Here is a 15,792-nt window from a genome sequence, read left to right on the forward strand (position 1 = left end):
CACACCGCCACTCGTCGCCGCGGTCAGTAGGACCGGGGCAGGCCCAGTGAGTGCTGCGACACGAAGTTGAGGATCATCTCGCGGCTGACCGGAGCCACCCGTGCGATGCGGGAGGCGGCCAGCATGCCCGCCAGGCCCACATCGGCGGTCAGGCCGGAGCCGCCGTGGGTCTGGATGGCCTGGTCGAGTGCCTTGATACTGGCTTCGGCCGCAGCGTATTTCGCCATATTGGCGGCCTCGGCGGCGCCGAAGTCGTCACCGGCGTCGTAGAGGAACGCCGCCTTCTGCATCATCACCTTGGCCAGCTCGAGCTCGATCTTGACCTGGGCCAGCGGGTGCGAGATGCCCTGGTGCGCGCCGATCGGCACGCCCTTCCACACCGCGCGCTCCTTGGCGTAGGAGACCGCCCGGTCGATGGCGTAGCGGCCCATGCCGACCGCCATGGCCGCGCCCATGATGCGCTCCGGGTTCAGGCCCGCGAACAGCTGCGCGATGGCCGCGTCCTCCTGGCCGACCAGCGCGGTCGCGGGGAGCCGGACGTCGTCGAGGAACAGGGTGAACTGGTTGTCCGGCTCGATGATGTCCATCTCCTGCTTCGTCTTCACGAAGCCGGGGGTGTCGACGGGGACGATGAACAGGGCGGGCTGCAGGTTGCCGGTCTTGGCGTTCTCGGTGCGGGCCACGATGAGCACGGCCTCGGCCTGGTCCACGCCGGAGATGAAGATCTTGCGGCCGTTGAGGATCCAGTCCTCGCCGTCGCGGCGGGCGGTGGTGGTGATCTTGTGCGAGTTGGAGCCCGCGTCCGGCTCGGTGATGCCGAAGACCATCTTGCCGCTACCGTCGGCCAGCTTGGTCAGCCACTCCTGCTTCTGCGCCTCGGTGCCGTACTTGGTGATGATGGTGCCGCAGATGGCGGGCGAGACCACCATGAGCAGCAGACCGCAGCCCTGCGCCGCCAATTCCTCCTGGACGAGCGCGAGTTCGTAGATGCCCGCGCCACCGCCGCCGTACTCCTCGGGCAGGTTCACGCCCAGGAAGCCGAGCTTGCCGGCCTCGTCCCACAGCTCGTCGAACGGCTCGCCCTTGCGGGCCTTGGGCCCGGCGTAGTCGCGGAAGTTGTACTTGGCGGCCAGCTTGGCCACCGCCTCCCGCAGCGCCTTCTGTTCGTCGGTCTCGATGAAACCCATTGCCTACTCCTGATCTTCGCTGTGGACGACGGCGAGCACCGTGCCGACTTCGACCTGCTGGCCCGCGGAAACGTTCAATTCGGTGAGCACGCCCGCGGCGGGGGCGGCGATGGTGTGCTCCATCTTCATGGCCTCCAGCCAGAGGATCGGCTGACCCTTCTCGACCCGGTCACCCGCGGCCGCGCCCAGGCGGATGACCGCACCGGGCATCGGGGCCAGCAGCGAGCCCTCGGCCACCTGGTCGGCCGGATCCTCGAAGCGCGGCAGGCGGCGCACCGCCACCGGGCCGAGCGGGGAATCCACCGTCACCAGATCGCCGTAGCGGGCGACCTCGAAGCGGCGGCGCACCGGGCCGCGCTCACCGGGCACCTGGAGGATCACCAGATCCGGTGTGGCCTCCAGCAATTCGAGGCCCTCGTGGCCCTCGACCTCCAGGCCGGAGCGGGTGATCCGGTAGCGCACGTCGTGGCGGCCGGTCAGCCGGGACTCGTAGGACTTGGACTGCGCCTGCGACGGCAGGTTGCGCCAGCCGCTGGGCAGACCGCCGCCGATCCGGGCCGTACGCCGGTTGGCGGCGGCGTCGGCGAGCGCCGCGGCCACGATGGACAGCTCCTCGTCCGCCTCGGAAACCAGTGGCGCGGACAGCTTCTCCAGATCGTGGGTCGCGAAGAAGGCGGTGTCGGTGTCGCCGGCGAGGAACGCCGGATGCCGCAGCACCCGCACCAGCAGATCGCGGTTGGTGACCAGGCCGTGGATCTTGGCCCGCTGCAAGGCGGAAGCCAGCAGGTGGGCGGCCTCGTCGCGGGTCTCGGCGAAGGAGATGACCTTCGACAGCATCGGGTCGTAGTGCACGCCCACCACCGAGCCGTCCACGATGCCGGTGTCCAGGCGCACGCCCGGCTCGGTCAGCACGGTGAATTCGCCCAGGGTGCCGGGGATGTCGAGCCGGTGCACGGCGCCGGACTGCGGCTGCCAGTCGTGGGCCGGGTCCTCCGCGTAGAGACGCACCTCGATGGAGTGGCCGCGCATCTCCGGCTGCCGGGCGGGCAGCGGGCGGCCGGCGGCCACCTGCAACTGCAGACGCACCAGGTCCAGGCCGGTGACCTGCTCGGTGACCGGATGCTCCACCTGGAGACGGGTGTTCATCTCCAGGAAGAAGAAGTCGCCCTTCTCGTCGGCGAGGAATTCGACGGTGCCCGCGCCCTCGTAGCCGATGGCCTCCGACGCCAGCCGGGCCGCCTCGAACAGGCGGACCCGCATCCCGTCGATCTTCTCGACGAGCGGCGACGGGGCTTCCTCGACGACCTTCTGGTGCCGGCGCTGGATCGAGCACTCACGCTCGCCGACCGCCCACACGGTGCCGTGGGTGTCGGCCATGACCTGCACCTCGATATGGCGGCCGGTCTCCAGGTAGCGCTCGCAGAAGACGGTCGGATCGCCGAAGGCGGACTGAGCTTCCCGCTGCGCCGCCTCGATCTGCCCGGTCAGCTCGGACAGCTCCCGCACCACACGCATACCGCGACCGCCACCACCGGCGGACGCCTTGATCAGCACGGGCAGCACGTCGGCGGTGACCTCGGCCGGATCCAGCTGCTTCAGCACCGGGACACCGGCGGCGTCCATCATCTTCTTGGACTCGACCTTGGAGCCCATCTGCTCGATGGCCGCGACCGGCGGGCCGATCCAGGTCAGCCCGGCGGCCTGCACGGCCTTCGCGAATTCGGCGTTCTCGGAGAGGAATCCGTAGCCGGGGTGGATGGCGTCGGCACCGGCGGCCCGCGCGGCCTCGATGATCAGCTCACCGCGCAGGTAGGTCTCGCCAGGAGTGTTGCCGGGCAGGCGAATCGCCGCATCGGCCTCGGCGACGTGCGGCGAGTTGGCGTCCGCGTCGGAGTAGACGGCGGTCGTCGAGATACCCATCCGACGGCAGGTCGCGAAGACGCGCCGCGCGATCTCGCCACGATTGGCGACCAGAACGTTCGTAAGCCCACCCGTCGCCCCGCCGCCACCCCTGGGGGAATCGCTCCGCGATACAGTCATTTTCGGCCTCACATCCGGAAGACGCCGAAGCCCTCGGCGCCCTTGATCGGGGCATTGTGAATGGCGGACAAGGCCATTCCCAACACCGTGCGGGTGTCGCGGGGGTCGATGACGCCGTCGTCGTAGAGGCGGCCCGACATGAACATGGGCAGCGACTCGGCCTCGATCTGCGCCTCGATCATGGCGCGCAGACCGGCGTCGGCCTCCTCGTTGAACGGGATACCGCGCGCCTCGTTGGCCGCCCGGCCGACGATGGAGATGACGCCCGCCAGCTGGGCACCGCCCATGACGGCGGATTTGGCGCTCGGCCAGGCGAATACGAAACGCGGGTCGTAGGCGCGACCGCACATGCCGTAGTGGCCCGCGCCGTAGGACGCGCCCATCAGCACCGAGATGTGCGGCACCTTCGAGTTCGAGACCGCGTTGATCATCATCGCGCCGTGCTTGATGATGCCCTTCTGCTCGTACTCCTTGCCGACCATGTAGCCGGTGGTGTTGTGCAGGAACAGCAGCGGCGTGTTCTTCTGATTGGCCAGTTGGATGAACTGGGTCGCCTTCTGCGACTCCTCGGAGAACAGCACGCCGCGGGCGTTGGCGAGAATGCCGACCGGGTAGCCGTGCAGCTCCGCCCAGCCGGTCACCAGGCTGGAACCGTAGAGCGGCTTGAACTCGTCGAAGTCCGAGCCGTCGACCACGCGGGCGATGACCTCGCGCGGGTCGAACGGGATCTTCAGATCGGTCGGCACGATGCCGAGCAGTTCCTCCGGGTCGTGCAGCGGCTCGATCACCTCGGTGACCGGGCGCGCGGCCGGACCCTGCTTCTGCCAGTTCAGGCGCTTGACGATGGAGCGGCCCAGGCGGATCGCGTCCTGCTCGTCCACCGCCAGGTAGTCGGCCAGACCCGATGTGCGGGCGTGCATCTCCGCGCCGCCGAGCGACTCATCGTCGGACTCCTCACCGGTGGCCATCTTCACCAGCGGCGGACCGCCCAGGAAGACCTTGGAGCGCTCCTTGATCATGACCGTGTAGTCGGACATGCCCGGGATGTACGCGCCACCGGCCGTCGAGTTGCCGAAAACCAGTGCGATGGTGGGGATTCCGGCCGCCGACAGCCGGGTCAGGTCCCGGAACATGCGGCCGCCGGGGACGAAGACCTCTTTCTGCGTCGGCAGATCCGCGCCGCCGGACTCCACCAGGCCGATCACCGGCAGCCGGTTCTCCAGCGCGATGTCGTTCATGCGCAGGGTTTTCCGCAGCGTCCACGGGTTGGAGGTGCCGCCGCGCACGGTCGGATCCGGCGCGGTGATCAAGCACTCGACGCCCTCCACGATGCCGATGCCCGCGATGACGCTCGCGCCCACATGGAAGTCACTGCCCCAGGCGGCCAGCGGGGCCAGCTCCAGGAACGGCGAATCCTCGTCGATGAGCAGTTCGATGCGTTCGCGCGCGGTCAGCTTGCCGCGCTTGCGATGCCGCGCCATCTTGTCCGGGCCGCCGCCCGCGATGTTCTTCGCGTATTCGACCTCGACCTCGGCGAGCTTGGCGCTCATCGCCTCGGCGGCGGCTTGATAGTCCGCCGAATTCGGGTCCACGGATGTGCGCAGAATACTCAAGACTGGAACCCCAATCGCTTGGCCGCGAGGCTGGTCAGAATCTCATTGGTGCCGCCGCCGATGCCGAGGATGCGGACATCGCGGTAATGCCGTTCGACCTCGGACTCGCGCATGTAGCCGAGGCCGCCGAACAACTGCACGGCCTGGTGGGCAACCCATTCGGCGGTCTCCACCGCGGTGTTCTTGGCGAAGCAGACCTCGGCGATCAGATCGGTCTCCCCCTGTGCGGCGCGTTCGGCCAGCACGTGGGTGTAGACGCGGGCCACGTCGATGCGGCGGGCCATCTCCGACAGCGTGTTCTGCACCGCCTGACGGCTGATCAGCGGGCGGCCGAAGGTCTCCCGGTCGCGGGTCCATTGCAGGGTCAGGTCCAGGCAGCGCTGCGCGTGACCGTACGCCTGCACGGCCAGGCCCACCCGCTCGCTCACGAAAGCCTGTGCGATCTGCGCGAATCCGCTGTTCTCCGGACCGACCAGGTTCGAGGCCGGCACCCGCACGTCGACATACGAGAGCTCGGCGGTGTCGGAGGCCAGCCAGCCCATCTTCTCCAGCTTGCGGCTGACCGTGAAACCGGGCGTGCCCTTCTCCACCGCCAGCAGCGACACACCCGCCGCCCCCGGACCGCCGGTGCGGACAGCGGTCACCACGTAGTCGGCGCGCACACCGGAGGTGATGAAGGTCTTGGAGCCGTTCACGATGTAGTCGTCGCCGTCGCGCACCGCGGCGGTGCGCAGGTGTCCGACATCGGAACCGCCGCCCGGCTCGGTGATGGCCAGCGAGCCGATCTTCTCCCCCGCCAGCGTCGGCCGCACCCAGCGCTCGATGTGCTCGGCATTGCCCGAGGCGATGATGTGCGGCACCGCGATACCGCAGGTGAACAGGGACGCGAACAGGCCGCCCGAGCAGCCCGCGTAGTGCATCTCCTCGGCCACGATGGCGGCGTCGATGGCGTCACCTCCGGAACCGCCCGCGGACTCGGGGAACTGGATGCCGAGCAGCCCCAGCGCGCCCGCCTTCTTGTGCAGCTCGCGCGGAATCTCGCCGTCGCGCTCCCACTGATCCAGGTAGGGCAGCACTTCACGTTCGGCGAAACCGCGCACGGTGGCGCGCAATTCGCGGCGCTCGGGCGTCTGCCACGGGTTCACGTATTGGGCGCTCATACCGCCTCACTCCCCTTCGCACGGCCGGAATGCCGTGTGGTGTCCACTGATTCGTCCGGGTGCCCGCTCATGGCAGCAGCTCCACCGGGATGTCGAGATGCCGCGCGCGCAGCCATTCGCCCAGGCCCTTGGCCTGCGGATCGAAGCGGGCCTGATACGCCACGCCCTCGCCCAGCAGGCCCTCGACGATGAAGTTCAGCGCCCGCAGATTCGGCAGCACGTGCCGGGTGACGGGCAGGTCGGCGGTCTCGGGCAGCAGGCGGCGCAGTTCCTCGACGGTCAGGGCGTGGACCAGCCAGCGCCACTGCTCGTCGGTGCGCACCCAGACGCCGACATTGGCATTGCCGCCCTTGTCGCCACTGCGAGCGAGGGCGATCGAGCCCAGGGGGACGCGCCGGGTCTCACCCGCCGGAAGCGGCTGCGGCAGTTCCGGTTCCGCGACCGCGTCCAGCTCCAGGGTCTCCCCCGCTGGGGCGACCGCCACCTCGGAGCCGTCCGGCAGCACGGCGGTGTGCGGGATCTCCTTGGAGTCCACGTACCCCGGCTTGAACACGCCGTAGGGTCCGCCGTTGCCGGGAGGGGCCGTCAGCGAGAAGCCCGGGAAGCTGGCGAGCGCCAATTCCACCGCGACACTGGAGAACGCGCGCCCCACCTTGTTCGGGTCGGGATCGCGCACGACACAGCGCAGCAGGGCGCTGGCCTGCTCCTCGGTGGCGGCGTCGGGGCGGTCCAGGCGGGCCAGCGTCCAGTCCAGTTCGGCGGGACGCACCGTCAGCCACGACTCCAGCTGACGCTGTGCCAGCGCCGCTTTGGCCTCGATGTCCAAACCGGTGAGGATGAACTGCATTTCGTTGCGGAAGCCGCCGATGGTGTTGGTGGACACCTTGGTCTGCGGCGGCGGGGCCTCACCGGTCACACCGCTGATCAGCACCCGATCCAGGGCCTCCTGGCTCACCTGGATGCTGTCCAGGCGGGTGGTGACGTCCGGGCCCGCGTAGCGCGCGCTCTGGATCTCGTACATGAGCTGCGCCTTCACCGTGTCCACGGTGACCGCGCCGCCGGTGCCCTCATGCTTGGTGATGACACTGCTGCCGTCGCGGCGCACCTCGGCGATCGGGAAGCCGGGGCGGCCCAGATCCGCGATCTCGGTGAAGAAGGCGAAATTGCCGCCGGTGGCCTGGGTGCTGCACTCGATGACGTGACCCGCCACCACCGCGCCCGCCAGGGCGTCGTAATCGGTTCGGGCCCAGCCGAAGTGCGCGGCCGCCGGGCCGACCACCACGGAGGCGTCGGTGACCCGGCCGGTCACCACGATGTCCGCGCCCGCGGTGAGGCATTCGGCGATGCCCCACGCGCCCAGGTAGGCGTTGGCGGTCAACGGTGCGCCCAGGCCCAGTTCACCGGCGCGGGCGAGCAGGTCGTCACCGGTCACGTACGCGACCTTCGGTGTGAGACCGAGCTTTTCGGCGACCTCGCGCACCCGCTGCGCCAGGCCCGCCGGGTTGAGGCCGCCCGCGTTGGCGACGATCTTCACGCCCGACTCCAGGGCCAGCCCGAGGCTGTCCTCCAGCTGCCGCACAAAGGTTTTGGCGTAGCCCAGGTTGGCGTCCTTCATGCGGTCGCGACCCAGGATGAGCATGGTGAGCTCGGCCAGATAGTCGCCGGTGAGCACGTCGAGCTGACCGCCCTCGAGCATCTCCCGCATGGCGCTCATGCGATCGCCGTAGAACCCGGAACAGTTGCCGATCCGGATGAGATCCGGACTGTCGGCGAGCTGACTCATGAAGGGCCTCCCTGTGTGCGCCCGAAGCCGGCGCAGCCTCGGTGCTGCGGTCGGTTACAGGGTCACATCAGGGGCGGAAAAAATCAAGCCCGCGTGCTTGTTATTTGCTGAAAGGCCCGGTCAGGGCCGGGTACCAGGGCGACGGCAACCGTCAGGCAGACTGAACGGGTGTCCACAGACGTCAGCGCGCTCATCCTGCTCGCCCTCGCCGGATTCCTCTTCGGCGGCGCGTACTCGCTGTTCAAGACCTCGCGCCCACTGGCCGTGGCACTCGCCGTCTGCGGCGTGCTCGCAGCGGTGGGCGCGATCCTGTGGATGAGCAACTGAACTCTCGGGCTCCGAGGGGCTTCCCGCGAAACCCCTCTCACGCCCGCAGCGTCTTCACTCGGCTTCGAGGCGGAAGATGCGCAAGTCTTCGGGGACTCCACTGAGCGGGGCTGCGAAGAAGCTGCGGCGGTAGGGCTTCACGCCCAAGCCGAGTTCTTCCAGGGTCTCCGGCTTCAGGGCGTCCAGCGTGGCACCCGAGAGCATGGTGTTGCCGTTGCCGCCCGCTTCCATGACGCGGGCCGCGATATTCACGTCGATGCCGAGCCAGTCGCCGCCGATCTCGCGGGGGCTGCCGGTGTGCAGGCCCAGGCGCATCTGCGGGCGGTAACCGTCCACCGACACGGCGGACAGGTTCTCCTTGGCGGCGATGGCCGCCCGTACGGCCCGGTCCGCGGACGGGAAGACGGCCATCACACCGTCGCCCATGCGCTTGACCACCTGGCCGCCCCGATCCACGATCGGCGGCTCGATGGCCTTGGCCACCCGGCGCAGCAGGTCCAGGGTCACCTCGTCGCCCGCCGCCAGCGACCAGCTGGAGAAGGCCACCAGGTCGGTGAACATGATGGTGATCTCGTCACTGCCGCGGCCCTTGCCGACCCGCTCCAGCATGGCCTGCCACACCTGCAGCGCACCCAGCCCCAATTCGCGTGCGGCGCTGGGCGAATCGCCGACCAGCTTGTCCGCCGCGCGGGCCACCGCGCGCACCCCGCCCGGTCCGGAGACCGACAGCGGATCGCCGAAACCCGGGTCGCCGGGCAGATTCTCGCGCGCCTTGCGGATCGCGCCGATGATGTCGCCGCGCTGATTGGCGGCATTGACCAGGGCCGAGAGCTGGCCGGGGAAGCGGCCGCGGCGACGCGGCTGCCCGTCGAGCTCGTCCGGGTCCTCCGGGTCCTCGGAAAGTTCTGCGGGGATCAGCGGGATGACCACATCCGGGTCGATACGCGGTTGGTCGCGCCCCCGGTTCCCGCCCGCGTCACGCGAGCGGTTGCGATCGGTCCCCAGTCCGTCCGTGCGGTTCGCGTCTTTGGCGCGGTCTCCGCCGTCGGAGGGTCGTTCGCTCACGCCCAGAGAGTATCCCAGCGTTCCGTCATGGGATGGATCAACGATTGCCACCGGACACCTCCCGATCGGTGCTAGCGGCCACATCGTTGGACCCGCCGAAGGTTTGAGTGTTTTGGTTGCTGAACCGATGCTACCGACCGTCCGGTGCCACGCGCCACATCACCACGGCGCGAATCAAACGTAAGCTGGACCACACTGTCGGAACGGTATGAACCACCCCGCCGAATGACATCGGCCCGATACGGAATCCGTATCGGGCCGATGCGCGCCGCCGTGCCGGGCAGTGGCCGGCGGCTCCCCGGGCAGGGTCTATATCACTCGTAACACGAGTCAGGCATCGCGTTTGTTCACCACGAAGAGCGCGGCTCCGAACACGACTGCGACGAAGGCCGCAAAGTAGATGAGACCACCCCAAGGACCCCAATGCCAATACTCGGATTTCTCGTCCACGGTTCCGAGGAACAGGCCCGCGTTCTGGAAGGGCAGCAGCACCTGGATTTCCCGGCCGACCTTGCCGAACGCGCCGACCATCGGCTCCAGGATCACCGGCCACACGATCAGTAGCGAGAGCGCGCCCGCCGACTGCCGGATCAGGGTGCCGACGCCGACCGCCAGGAAAACGATGAGCAGGATGAAGATCGGGACGGCGTAGAAGACCCGCAGGTCGCCACTGGTGAGGCTGAGGTGGGCGCCCGCGTCGTGGGTCACCATGGCCTTGAAGATGAAGAAGCCGAGGAAGGTCAGCACCAAGCTCAGCAAACCCATAGCAACACCAATCAGGCCCGCTTTGGTGAGCAGCACGGTGGTCCGGCTCGGGGTCGCCAGGAAGGTCGTCTTGATGGTGCCGAAGCGGTACTCACTGGTGACCGCCAGCGCCGCCAGGATCATCACCATCAGGTAGCCGAAGCCCGGCATACCCTGCGCCAGACCCGTGATACCCAGGCCCGCGATCGAGTTCTCCGCGTACGGCGCGTCCGAGGGATGCATCTTGCCCTCGGCCAGCTGGTCCTGGAACACCCGCCACGACGCGTTCAACGCCAGGCTGAACAGCGCCGCGATGCCCAGCGCGAACACCGCCAGCAGCACCGTGCACCACACCGGCGACTTGGTCGAGGTCAGTTTGATTCGTTCCGCGGTGAGCACTCCCATCAGAGGCCACCTCCCATCACCTGATCGAAGCCTTCGCCGTGGTACTGCACCGCGCCACCGGTCATGCGCATGAACGCCTCCTCCAGCGACGCGCGCTGCGGGGACAGCTCGTAGAGCGTGATGTCATTGGCCCCGGCCAGCTTTCCGACCGCGTCGCTGGTCACGCCCGCCACCATCAGCGCCCGGCCGTCCGCCTCCGCCCCGTCCTCGCGCACCGTCATGCCGTTCGAGGTGAGCAGGCTGCGCAACTGATCCAGCTGCGGACTGCGCACGCGCACAGACTGTTCCGACGCCTTCTCGATGAAATCCTTCGTGGAGGTGTCGGAGATCAGCCGACCGCGGCCGATCACGATGAGATGCTCTGCCGTCTGCGCCATCTCGGAGAGCAGGTGACTCGACACCAGCACGGTGCGGCCCTCCGACGCCAGCCGCTGCATGAAACGGCGGATCCAGAGGATGCCCTCCGGGTCCAGGCCGTTCACCGGCTCGTCGAACAGCAGCACCTGCGGGTCGCCGAGCAGCGCGCCCGCCAGGCCCAGCCGCTGCGACATGCCCAGCGAGAAGCCGCCCGCGTTCTTCCCGGCCACCTCGTTGAGGCCGACCAGGCGCAGCACCTCCTCGACCCGGGACTGCGGAATGTCATTGGACGCCGCCATCCAGCGCAGATGCGAGCGCGCGGAACGATTGGGGTGCACCCACTTCGCGTCCAGCAGCGCGCCGACGGTGTCGAGGGGACGTTTCAGGTCGTGGTACGGCTTGCCGTCGATGAGCGCGGTCCCGGAGGTCGGGGTGTCCAACCCCAGGATCATGCGCATGGTGGTCGACTTACCAGCCCCGTTCGGGCCGAGAAAGCCGGTCACCTGCCCCGGACGGACCGTGAACGACAGATCCGACACCGCGACGGTCTGGCCGTAATGTTTGGTCAGGCCTCTCAGTTCGATCATGCTGCCCAGTCTTCCCCATGTAGTGAGCGCGCACTATCGCCAAAAGGTCGCGCGTCGCTCATCCTCGGGGATGATTACGGCCCGGACCCGGCTCCGGGTTCAGGCCGCGGACCGGGGAATCAGAAACCGGGCGAGGAAGCCTGCGCCCAGAAGCGTTTCGGGATGCGGCCCGCCCGGCGAGCCAGCCAACCGCCCTCCACCGCACGGGCCATGGCCGCCGCCATCACCGCGGGCTGACGGGCGCGGGTGACCGCGGTCGCCAAAAGGACCGCCGAACAGCCCAGTTCCATGGCCAGGGCGGCATCGCTGGCGGTGCCGATGCCCGCGTCCAGGATCACCGGGACGCCCGCGGCGGCCACGATCATCTCGATATTGTGCGGATTGCCGATGCCCAGGCCGGTGCCGATCGGCGAACCCAGCGGCATGACCGCGGCGCAACCGACATCCTCGAGGCGCTTGGCCAGCACCGGGTCATCGGTGGTGTAGGGCAGCACCGTGAAGCCGTCGTCCACCAATTGCTCTGCGGCGGACACCAATTCGATGGCATCGGGGAGCAGGGTGCGCTCGTCGGCGATGACTTCCAGCTTCACCCAATCGGTTTCGAGGGCCTCGCGGCCCAGCTGCGCGGTGAGCACGGCCTCGGCGGCGGTGCGGCAGCCCGCGGTGTTCGGCAGCGGGGCGATCTCCAGGCGCTTCAGCAGGTCCAGCACGCCGGTGCCGCCCGCGGCGTCCACCCGGCGCATGGCGACCGTGGTCAGCTCGGTGCCCGACGCCAGCAGCGCCTCCTCCAGCACGGCCAGGTTCTCCGCGCCACCGGTGCCCATGATCAGGCGCGAACCGAACTCGCGGCCCGCGATGACCAGCGGCTCGACCGCGCTAGCCACCCTGCACCGCCGTCAGCACCTCGATCTCCCAGCCGCGGCCCACCGGCTCGTCCCAGCGGGACTTCGGGAAGACCGCGCCGTCGATCGCCAGCGCCACGCCCTGACACGGCAGGTTCAGGCGCTCCAGCAGCTCGCGGACGGTGAGCTCCTCCGGGAACACGTGGTCCTCACCATTGACGGTGACGCCGACCGGAATTGCGGTCATCGAACTCCTCCTGAGATGAAACGGTGCGGGTCCGCGGCTCGCGCCTCGGGCAGCTCGGTGTCGGCGAGCAGGGCCAGTACGGCGTCCGCCGTGACCGGGGTGTCCAGGATGCCGTTGCGGCCGTGGCCCGCGGCCACGATCACCTTGTCGTCGAGGTATCCGATCAACGGCAGATTGTCCGGCGAGCCGGGACGCGAACCCGCGACGGCCTCGGCGAACTCGTATTCGCCCAGGCCCGGCAGGACGGCCTCGGCATCGGTGATCAGGTCCCGGACACCGGCGACGGTGACGGCGTTGTCGAACCCGACTTCGTATTGTGTTGCACCCAGGACGATCCCGTCAGCCCTCGGCACAAGATATATGGGGCGGCCGTGCACGCGGGCCCGGATCACCCGGGTGGGCGGGGTGGGGGCGCTCGGGCGGCGGCGCAGGCGCAGGATCTCACCCTTCACCGGACGCACCGGCAGGCCCGGCCACAGCAGGCCGGAGGCGGCGCCCGCGGACAGCACGACGCGATCGTGCGGCAGCGCCGCCACGTCCTCGATCCTCTCCCGGCGGAACTCGACCCCGGCCTCGAGGCAGGCGAATTTCAGCGCGTTCACCAGGGCCCGGTTGTCGACGGCGGGTTCGGCGGCGGCCAGCAGTCCGGCCCGCACGCCGCGACCCAGGCTCGGTTCGGCCGCCCGGACGCCCGCGCGATCCAGCAGGCTCAGCTCGTGGCCGCGGGCATTCACCCAGTCGGCGATGGTGCGCAGGTCAGCGGCGTCGGCCGCGTCCAGGGCGACGGTGAGGGTGGCGTCGGCGACGAAGACATCGGTCCCGGTGACGGCCTTCAGATCACCCGCGAACCCGGGCCAGCGGACCAGCGAGGCGGCGCCGAACGCGAGGGCCGCGTCCTCCCCCGGCCAGCCCTCCGACAGCGGCGCGAGCATCCCGCCCGCGACCCAGGAGGATCCGGTACCCGAGGCCGGGTCGAAGAGGGTGACGGTCCAGCCCGCTCCGGCGGCCCGCCAGGCCACCGACAGTCCGATCACACCGCCGCCGACGACGGCCAGAGTCCGCATGTGAATCCACCTAACTCGTCCCCGCGTTCCCGGGGACCCGCATATATCCGATCCGAAACATCGGCCGCGAGGAAAAGCCGCGAGCCGCCACACCGGGCTTTTTCCCTCGGGTCGTTTCGACCCGACAACCGTAGCGCGACTACCGTCACCCCTGTGCAACCCTCCCACCCGAACCGGCCCGCCACCCCACGGGAACGCCTCGCCACCGCGCGGCTCTACCTGTGCACCGACGCCCGCCGCGACCGGGGCGACCTCGCGGACTTCGCCGATGCGGCCCTCGCCGGCGGCGTCGACATCATCCAGCTCCGCGACAAGGGTTCCGCCGGTGAGAAGCAGTTCGGCCCGCTCGAGGCGAAGGCCGAACTCGCCGCCCTCGCCGAACTGAAGGCGGTGGCCCGCCGCCACGGCGCCCTGGTCGCCTGCAATGACCGCGCCGACATCGCCCTCGCCGCCGGAGTCGACGTCCTCCACCTCGGCCAGGGCGACCTCCCGCCCTGGTACGCCCGCCAGATCCTGGGCCCCGACGTGGTCCTCGGCCGCTCCACCCACAACCGCGCCCAAGCCGGTCTGGCCGCCATCGACGAACACATCGACTACTTCTGCACCGGCCCCGTCTACGCCACCCCCACCAAACCCGGCCGCACCCCCGCCGGACTCGACTTCGTCCGCTCCACCACGGACGCCCACCCCACCCGCCCCTGGTTCGCCATCGGCGGCATCGACGAGAACACCCTCCCCGAAGTCCTCGCCGCCGGCGCCACCCGAATCGTCGTCGTCCGAGCCATCACCGCCGCCGACAACCCCCAAGCCGCCGCCCGCGCCATCAAGCAGCGCATCCTGGAGAACGACCGGTAGCACGGATCTCGAGTGCTGTCGGGCGGCGCGAACTTCGGTGACGAATGCGTAGTCGCGAGCCCGACGGCCGCGCGGGTAGCTCCGTCGTGCCATTGGAACTGGCGGCATTTCAAAGATCCGGATGTCACCTAGGTTCGGCTGCGATGGTGATCAGTCCGATCGCCACATCCTTCGGAGGTTGCCAATGCTTGCAAGTTCTGTGGTACGCAATGGATTCGGCGCGCTACTGCTGACCGCCACTGCGGTCGGCAGTGTCATCACGGCCGCGCCCGCACAGGCGTCGGTCACCCGCATCTGGATCCAGCAAGTCAGCGACGCCCAGTCCAACCTCGCCGCGGACGTTGACAGCACCGCCCCCGTGTCCTTCTACGACAACGGCAAACTCATGCCGGGCAGCCCCGCCACCCCCGTCACCATCGACGGCAAGCACTACTGGGCCAGCATCCCCCTCTTCGCCAGCGGCATCCACAGCGTCACCGTCAAACAGGGCGACTCCCAGCTCTCCGCCACCTTCCTCTCCACCGGCAGCGGCGAACCGAAACAGATCGGCAGCGGCAGCGCCGGCTGACACGCCGCGAAATTCGGCCGCCGGGAAGCGGCGGCGGCAGTCAGGACACCGGGGTCGGCTGTTCGGATCTGGCCCGATTGACGCGGTGGCTGGATCTGGCACTCATCGTGGATTCCGCCGCAAAGATCCTCGAGCCCGAGGCCGACTCTTCGGGCGAATCGGCATAACACTCACCGGGTCGAGACTCCTCAGCTCACGGGGCCTTCGATCCGGGTGGATTTCAGTTGCGCCCACGTCTTTCCGGCGACCATGAAGTGATCGTCGGGCATTTCGTCGAGCATCACCCAGACGTGAGCGGGGTCGTAGCCGAGGTTCTCGGCGACTACCCGGCTCACTTCCCGCATGGTGCGGGCGAGGGTCTCGGGCGTCTGCCCCCGCACTGTCTTGATCGTGACCATCGGCATGTGAATCCTCCAGCTCCTTCTGAGTCTCAAATCGAGATTCAGCTTGCCGAGGCTGAGTCTCAAAGTCAAACCCTGCTACGGTGGAGGCATGTCGGACAGGCCGGGGCTGCGGATTCCACTCGACGAGTGTGGGCTGGCGCGGACCGCCGCGATACTCGGCGACCGGTGGACGTTGCTCGTGCTGCGGGAAGCGCACTACGGCATCACGCGATTCGACGATATGCGGGCCGACCTCGACATACCGCGGAACGCGTTGAGCACGCGACTGAAGACGCTGGTCGACACGGGGCTGCTGGCCAAGAGTTCCTACCGGGAACCCGGCGCTCGCACACGCGACGAATATGTGCTCACCGCCATGGGCCGCGAACTGCTTCCCGCCCTGATCGCCCTGATGCAGTGGGGCGACAGACATCTGAGCAACGAGGACGGGCCGTTGGAATTCCGCCACGCCGGGTGCGAGGGCATCGTCACCGCCCAATTGACCTGCGCGTGCGGACAATCGGTGGAACCCGCGGAGCTGACACCGCGGGTCCGGTAGCCGGCC

Annotated in this window: 16 protein-coding genes; 4 read left to right on the forward strand and 12 right to left on the reverse strand. The window is 68.9% G+C overall.

The window, feature by feature from the left end:
* Window positions 1-23: 23 nt before the first annotated feature.
* From ABZ412_RS25880 to ABZ412_RS25900, 5 genes are all read right to left on the reverse strand, one after another.
* A complete protein-coding gene (locus ABZ412_RS25880; protein WP_357284734.1) occupies window positions 24-1,187 on the reverse strand; it encodes an acyl-CoA dehydrogenase family protein in 1,164 nt (387 codons plus the stop codon).
* A 3-nt stretch (window positions 1,188-1,190) separates the two neighbouring features.
* Window positions 1,191-3,227, reverse strand: coding sequence for a biotin carboxylase N-terminal domain-containing protein (locus tag ABZ412_RS25885; RefSeq protein WP_357284736.1), 2,037 nt, complete (start codon window positions 3,225-3,227; stop codon window positions 1,191-1,193).
* Window positions 3,228-3,235: 8 nt separating this feature from the next.
* Entirely contained in the window at window positions 3,236-4,840 is a 1,605-nt protein-coding gene (locus tag ABZ412_RS25890; protein WP_357284738.1) for a carboxyl transferase domain-containing protein, read from the reverse strand.
* The gene (locus tag ABZ412_RS25895; protein WP_357284980.1) at window positions 4,837-5,985 is read right to left on the reverse strand and encodes an acyl-CoA dehydrogenase family protein; all 1,149 of its coding nucleotides are present in this window, start codon (window positions 5,983-5,985) and stop codon (window positions 4,837-4,839) included. Before ABZ412_RS25895 ends, ABZ412_RS25890 begins: the two co-directional genes overlap by 4 nt.
* A gap of 82 nt (window positions 5,986-6,067) precedes the next feature.
* Entirely contained in the window at window positions 6,068-7,783 is a 1,716-nt protein-coding gene (locus tag ABZ412_RS25900; protein ID WP_357284741.1) for an acyclic terpene utilization AtuA family protein, read from the reverse strand.
* A gap of 168 nt (window positions 7,784-7,951) precedes the next feature.
* On the opposite strand from ABZ412_RS25900, the gene ABZ412_RS25905 reads away from it, so the two are divergent.
* Window positions 7,952-8,110, forward strand: a complete 159-nt coding sequence (locus ABZ412_RS25905; RefSeq protein ID WP_357284743.1) for a hypothetical protein — start codon at window positions 7,952-7,954, stop codon at window positions 8,108-8,110.
* A gap of 54 nt (window positions 8,111-8,164) precedes the next feature.
* Here ABZ412_RS25905 and ABZ412_RS25910 read toward each other — a convergent pair whose 3' ends face one another.
* The 6 genes from ABZ412_RS25910 to thiO form a co-directional block, all read right to left on the reverse strand.
* Window positions 8,165-9,025 carry an adenylate/guanylate cyclase domain-containing protein gene (locus tag ABZ412_RS25910; RefSeq protein ID WP_357094671.1) on the reverse strand — a complete coding sequence of 287 codons (861 nt, stop codon included), beginning with the start codon at window positions 9,023-9,025 and terminating at the stop codon, window positions 8,165-8,167.
* A gap of 480 nt (window positions 9,026-9,505) precedes the next feature.
* Window positions 9,506-10,324: an ABC transporter permease gene (locus ABZ412_RS25915; protein WP_357094460.1), complete on the reverse strand. Its 819-nt coding sequence runs from the start codon at window positions 10,322-10,324 to the stop codon at window positions 9,506-9,508.
* Window positions 10,324-11,268 carry an ABC transporter ATP-binding protein gene (locus ABZ412_RS25920; protein WP_357284746.1) on the reverse strand — a complete coding sequence of 315 codons (945 nt, stop codon included), beginning with the start codon at window positions 11,266-11,268 and terminating at the stop codon, window positions 10,324-10,326. Before ABZ412_RS25920 ends, ABZ412_RS25915 begins: the two co-directional genes overlap by 1 nt.
* 119 nt (window positions 11,269-11,387) lie before the next feature.
* On the reverse strand, window positions 11,388-12,152 hold the full coding sequence (locus ABZ412_RS25925) for a thiazole synthase (protein WP_357284749.1): 765 nt from the start codon (window positions 12,150-12,152) through the stop codon (window positions 11,388-11,390).
* Entirely contained in the window at window positions 12,145-12,357 is a 213-nt protein-coding gene (gene thiS / locus ABZ412_RS25930; protein WP_357284752.1) for a sulfur carrier protein ThiS, read from the reverse strand. Before thiS ends, ABZ412_RS25925 begins: the two co-directional genes overlap by 8 nt.
* Window positions 12,354-13,421: a glycine oxidase ThiO gene (thiO, locus tag ABZ412_RS25935; RefSeq protein WP_357284755.1), complete on the reverse strand. Its 1,068-nt coding sequence runs from the start codon at window positions 13,419-13,421 to the stop codon at window positions 12,354-12,356. The genes thiS and thiO overlap by 4 nt, the downstream gene beginning before the upstream one ends.
* Window positions 13,422-13,574: 153 nt before the next feature.
* Between thiO and thiE the strand changes: the two genes are divergently transcribed.
* Both thiE and ABZ412_RS25945 read left to right on the forward strand, forming a co-directional pair.
* Window positions 13,575-14,276, forward strand: a complete 702-nt coding sequence (gene thiE, locus ABZ412_RS25940; protein WP_357284757.1) for a thiamine phosphate synthase — start codon at window positions 13,575-13,577, stop codon at window positions 14,274-14,276.
* A 184-nt stretch (window positions 14,277-14,460) separates the two neighbouring features.
* Window positions 14,461-14,844, forward strand: coding sequence for a hypothetical protein (locus tag ABZ412_RS25945; protein WP_357284760.1), 384 nt, complete (start codon window positions 14,461-14,463; stop codon window positions 14,842-14,844).
* Between the two features lie 188 nt (window positions 14,845-15,032).
* On the opposite strand, the gene ABZ412_RS25950 is transcribed toward ABZ412_RS25945, so the two are convergent.
* The gene (locus ABZ412_RS25950; protein ID WP_357284763.1) at window positions 15,033-15,248 is read right to left on the reverse strand and encodes a tautomerase family protein; all 216 of its coding nucleotides are present in this window, start codon (window positions 15,246-15,248) and stop codon (window positions 15,033-15,035) included.
* Between the two features lie 88 nt (window positions 15,249-15,336).
* On the opposite strand from ABZ412_RS25950, the gene ABZ412_RS25955 reads away from it, so the two are divergent.
* The gene (locus ABZ412_RS25955; protein WP_357284766.1) at window positions 15,337-15,786 is read left to right on the forward strand and encodes a helix-turn-helix domain-containing protein; all 450 of its coding nucleotides are present in this window, start codon (window positions 15,337-15,339) and stop codon (window positions 15,784-15,786) included.
* Window positions 15,787-15,792: the final 6 nt, after the last annotated feature.

This window comes from Nocardia sp. NPDC005746, from assembly GCF_040630785.1.
Classification (GTDB): domain Bacteria; phylum Actinomycetota; class Actinomycetes; order Mycobacteriales; family Mycobacteriaceae; genus Nocardia.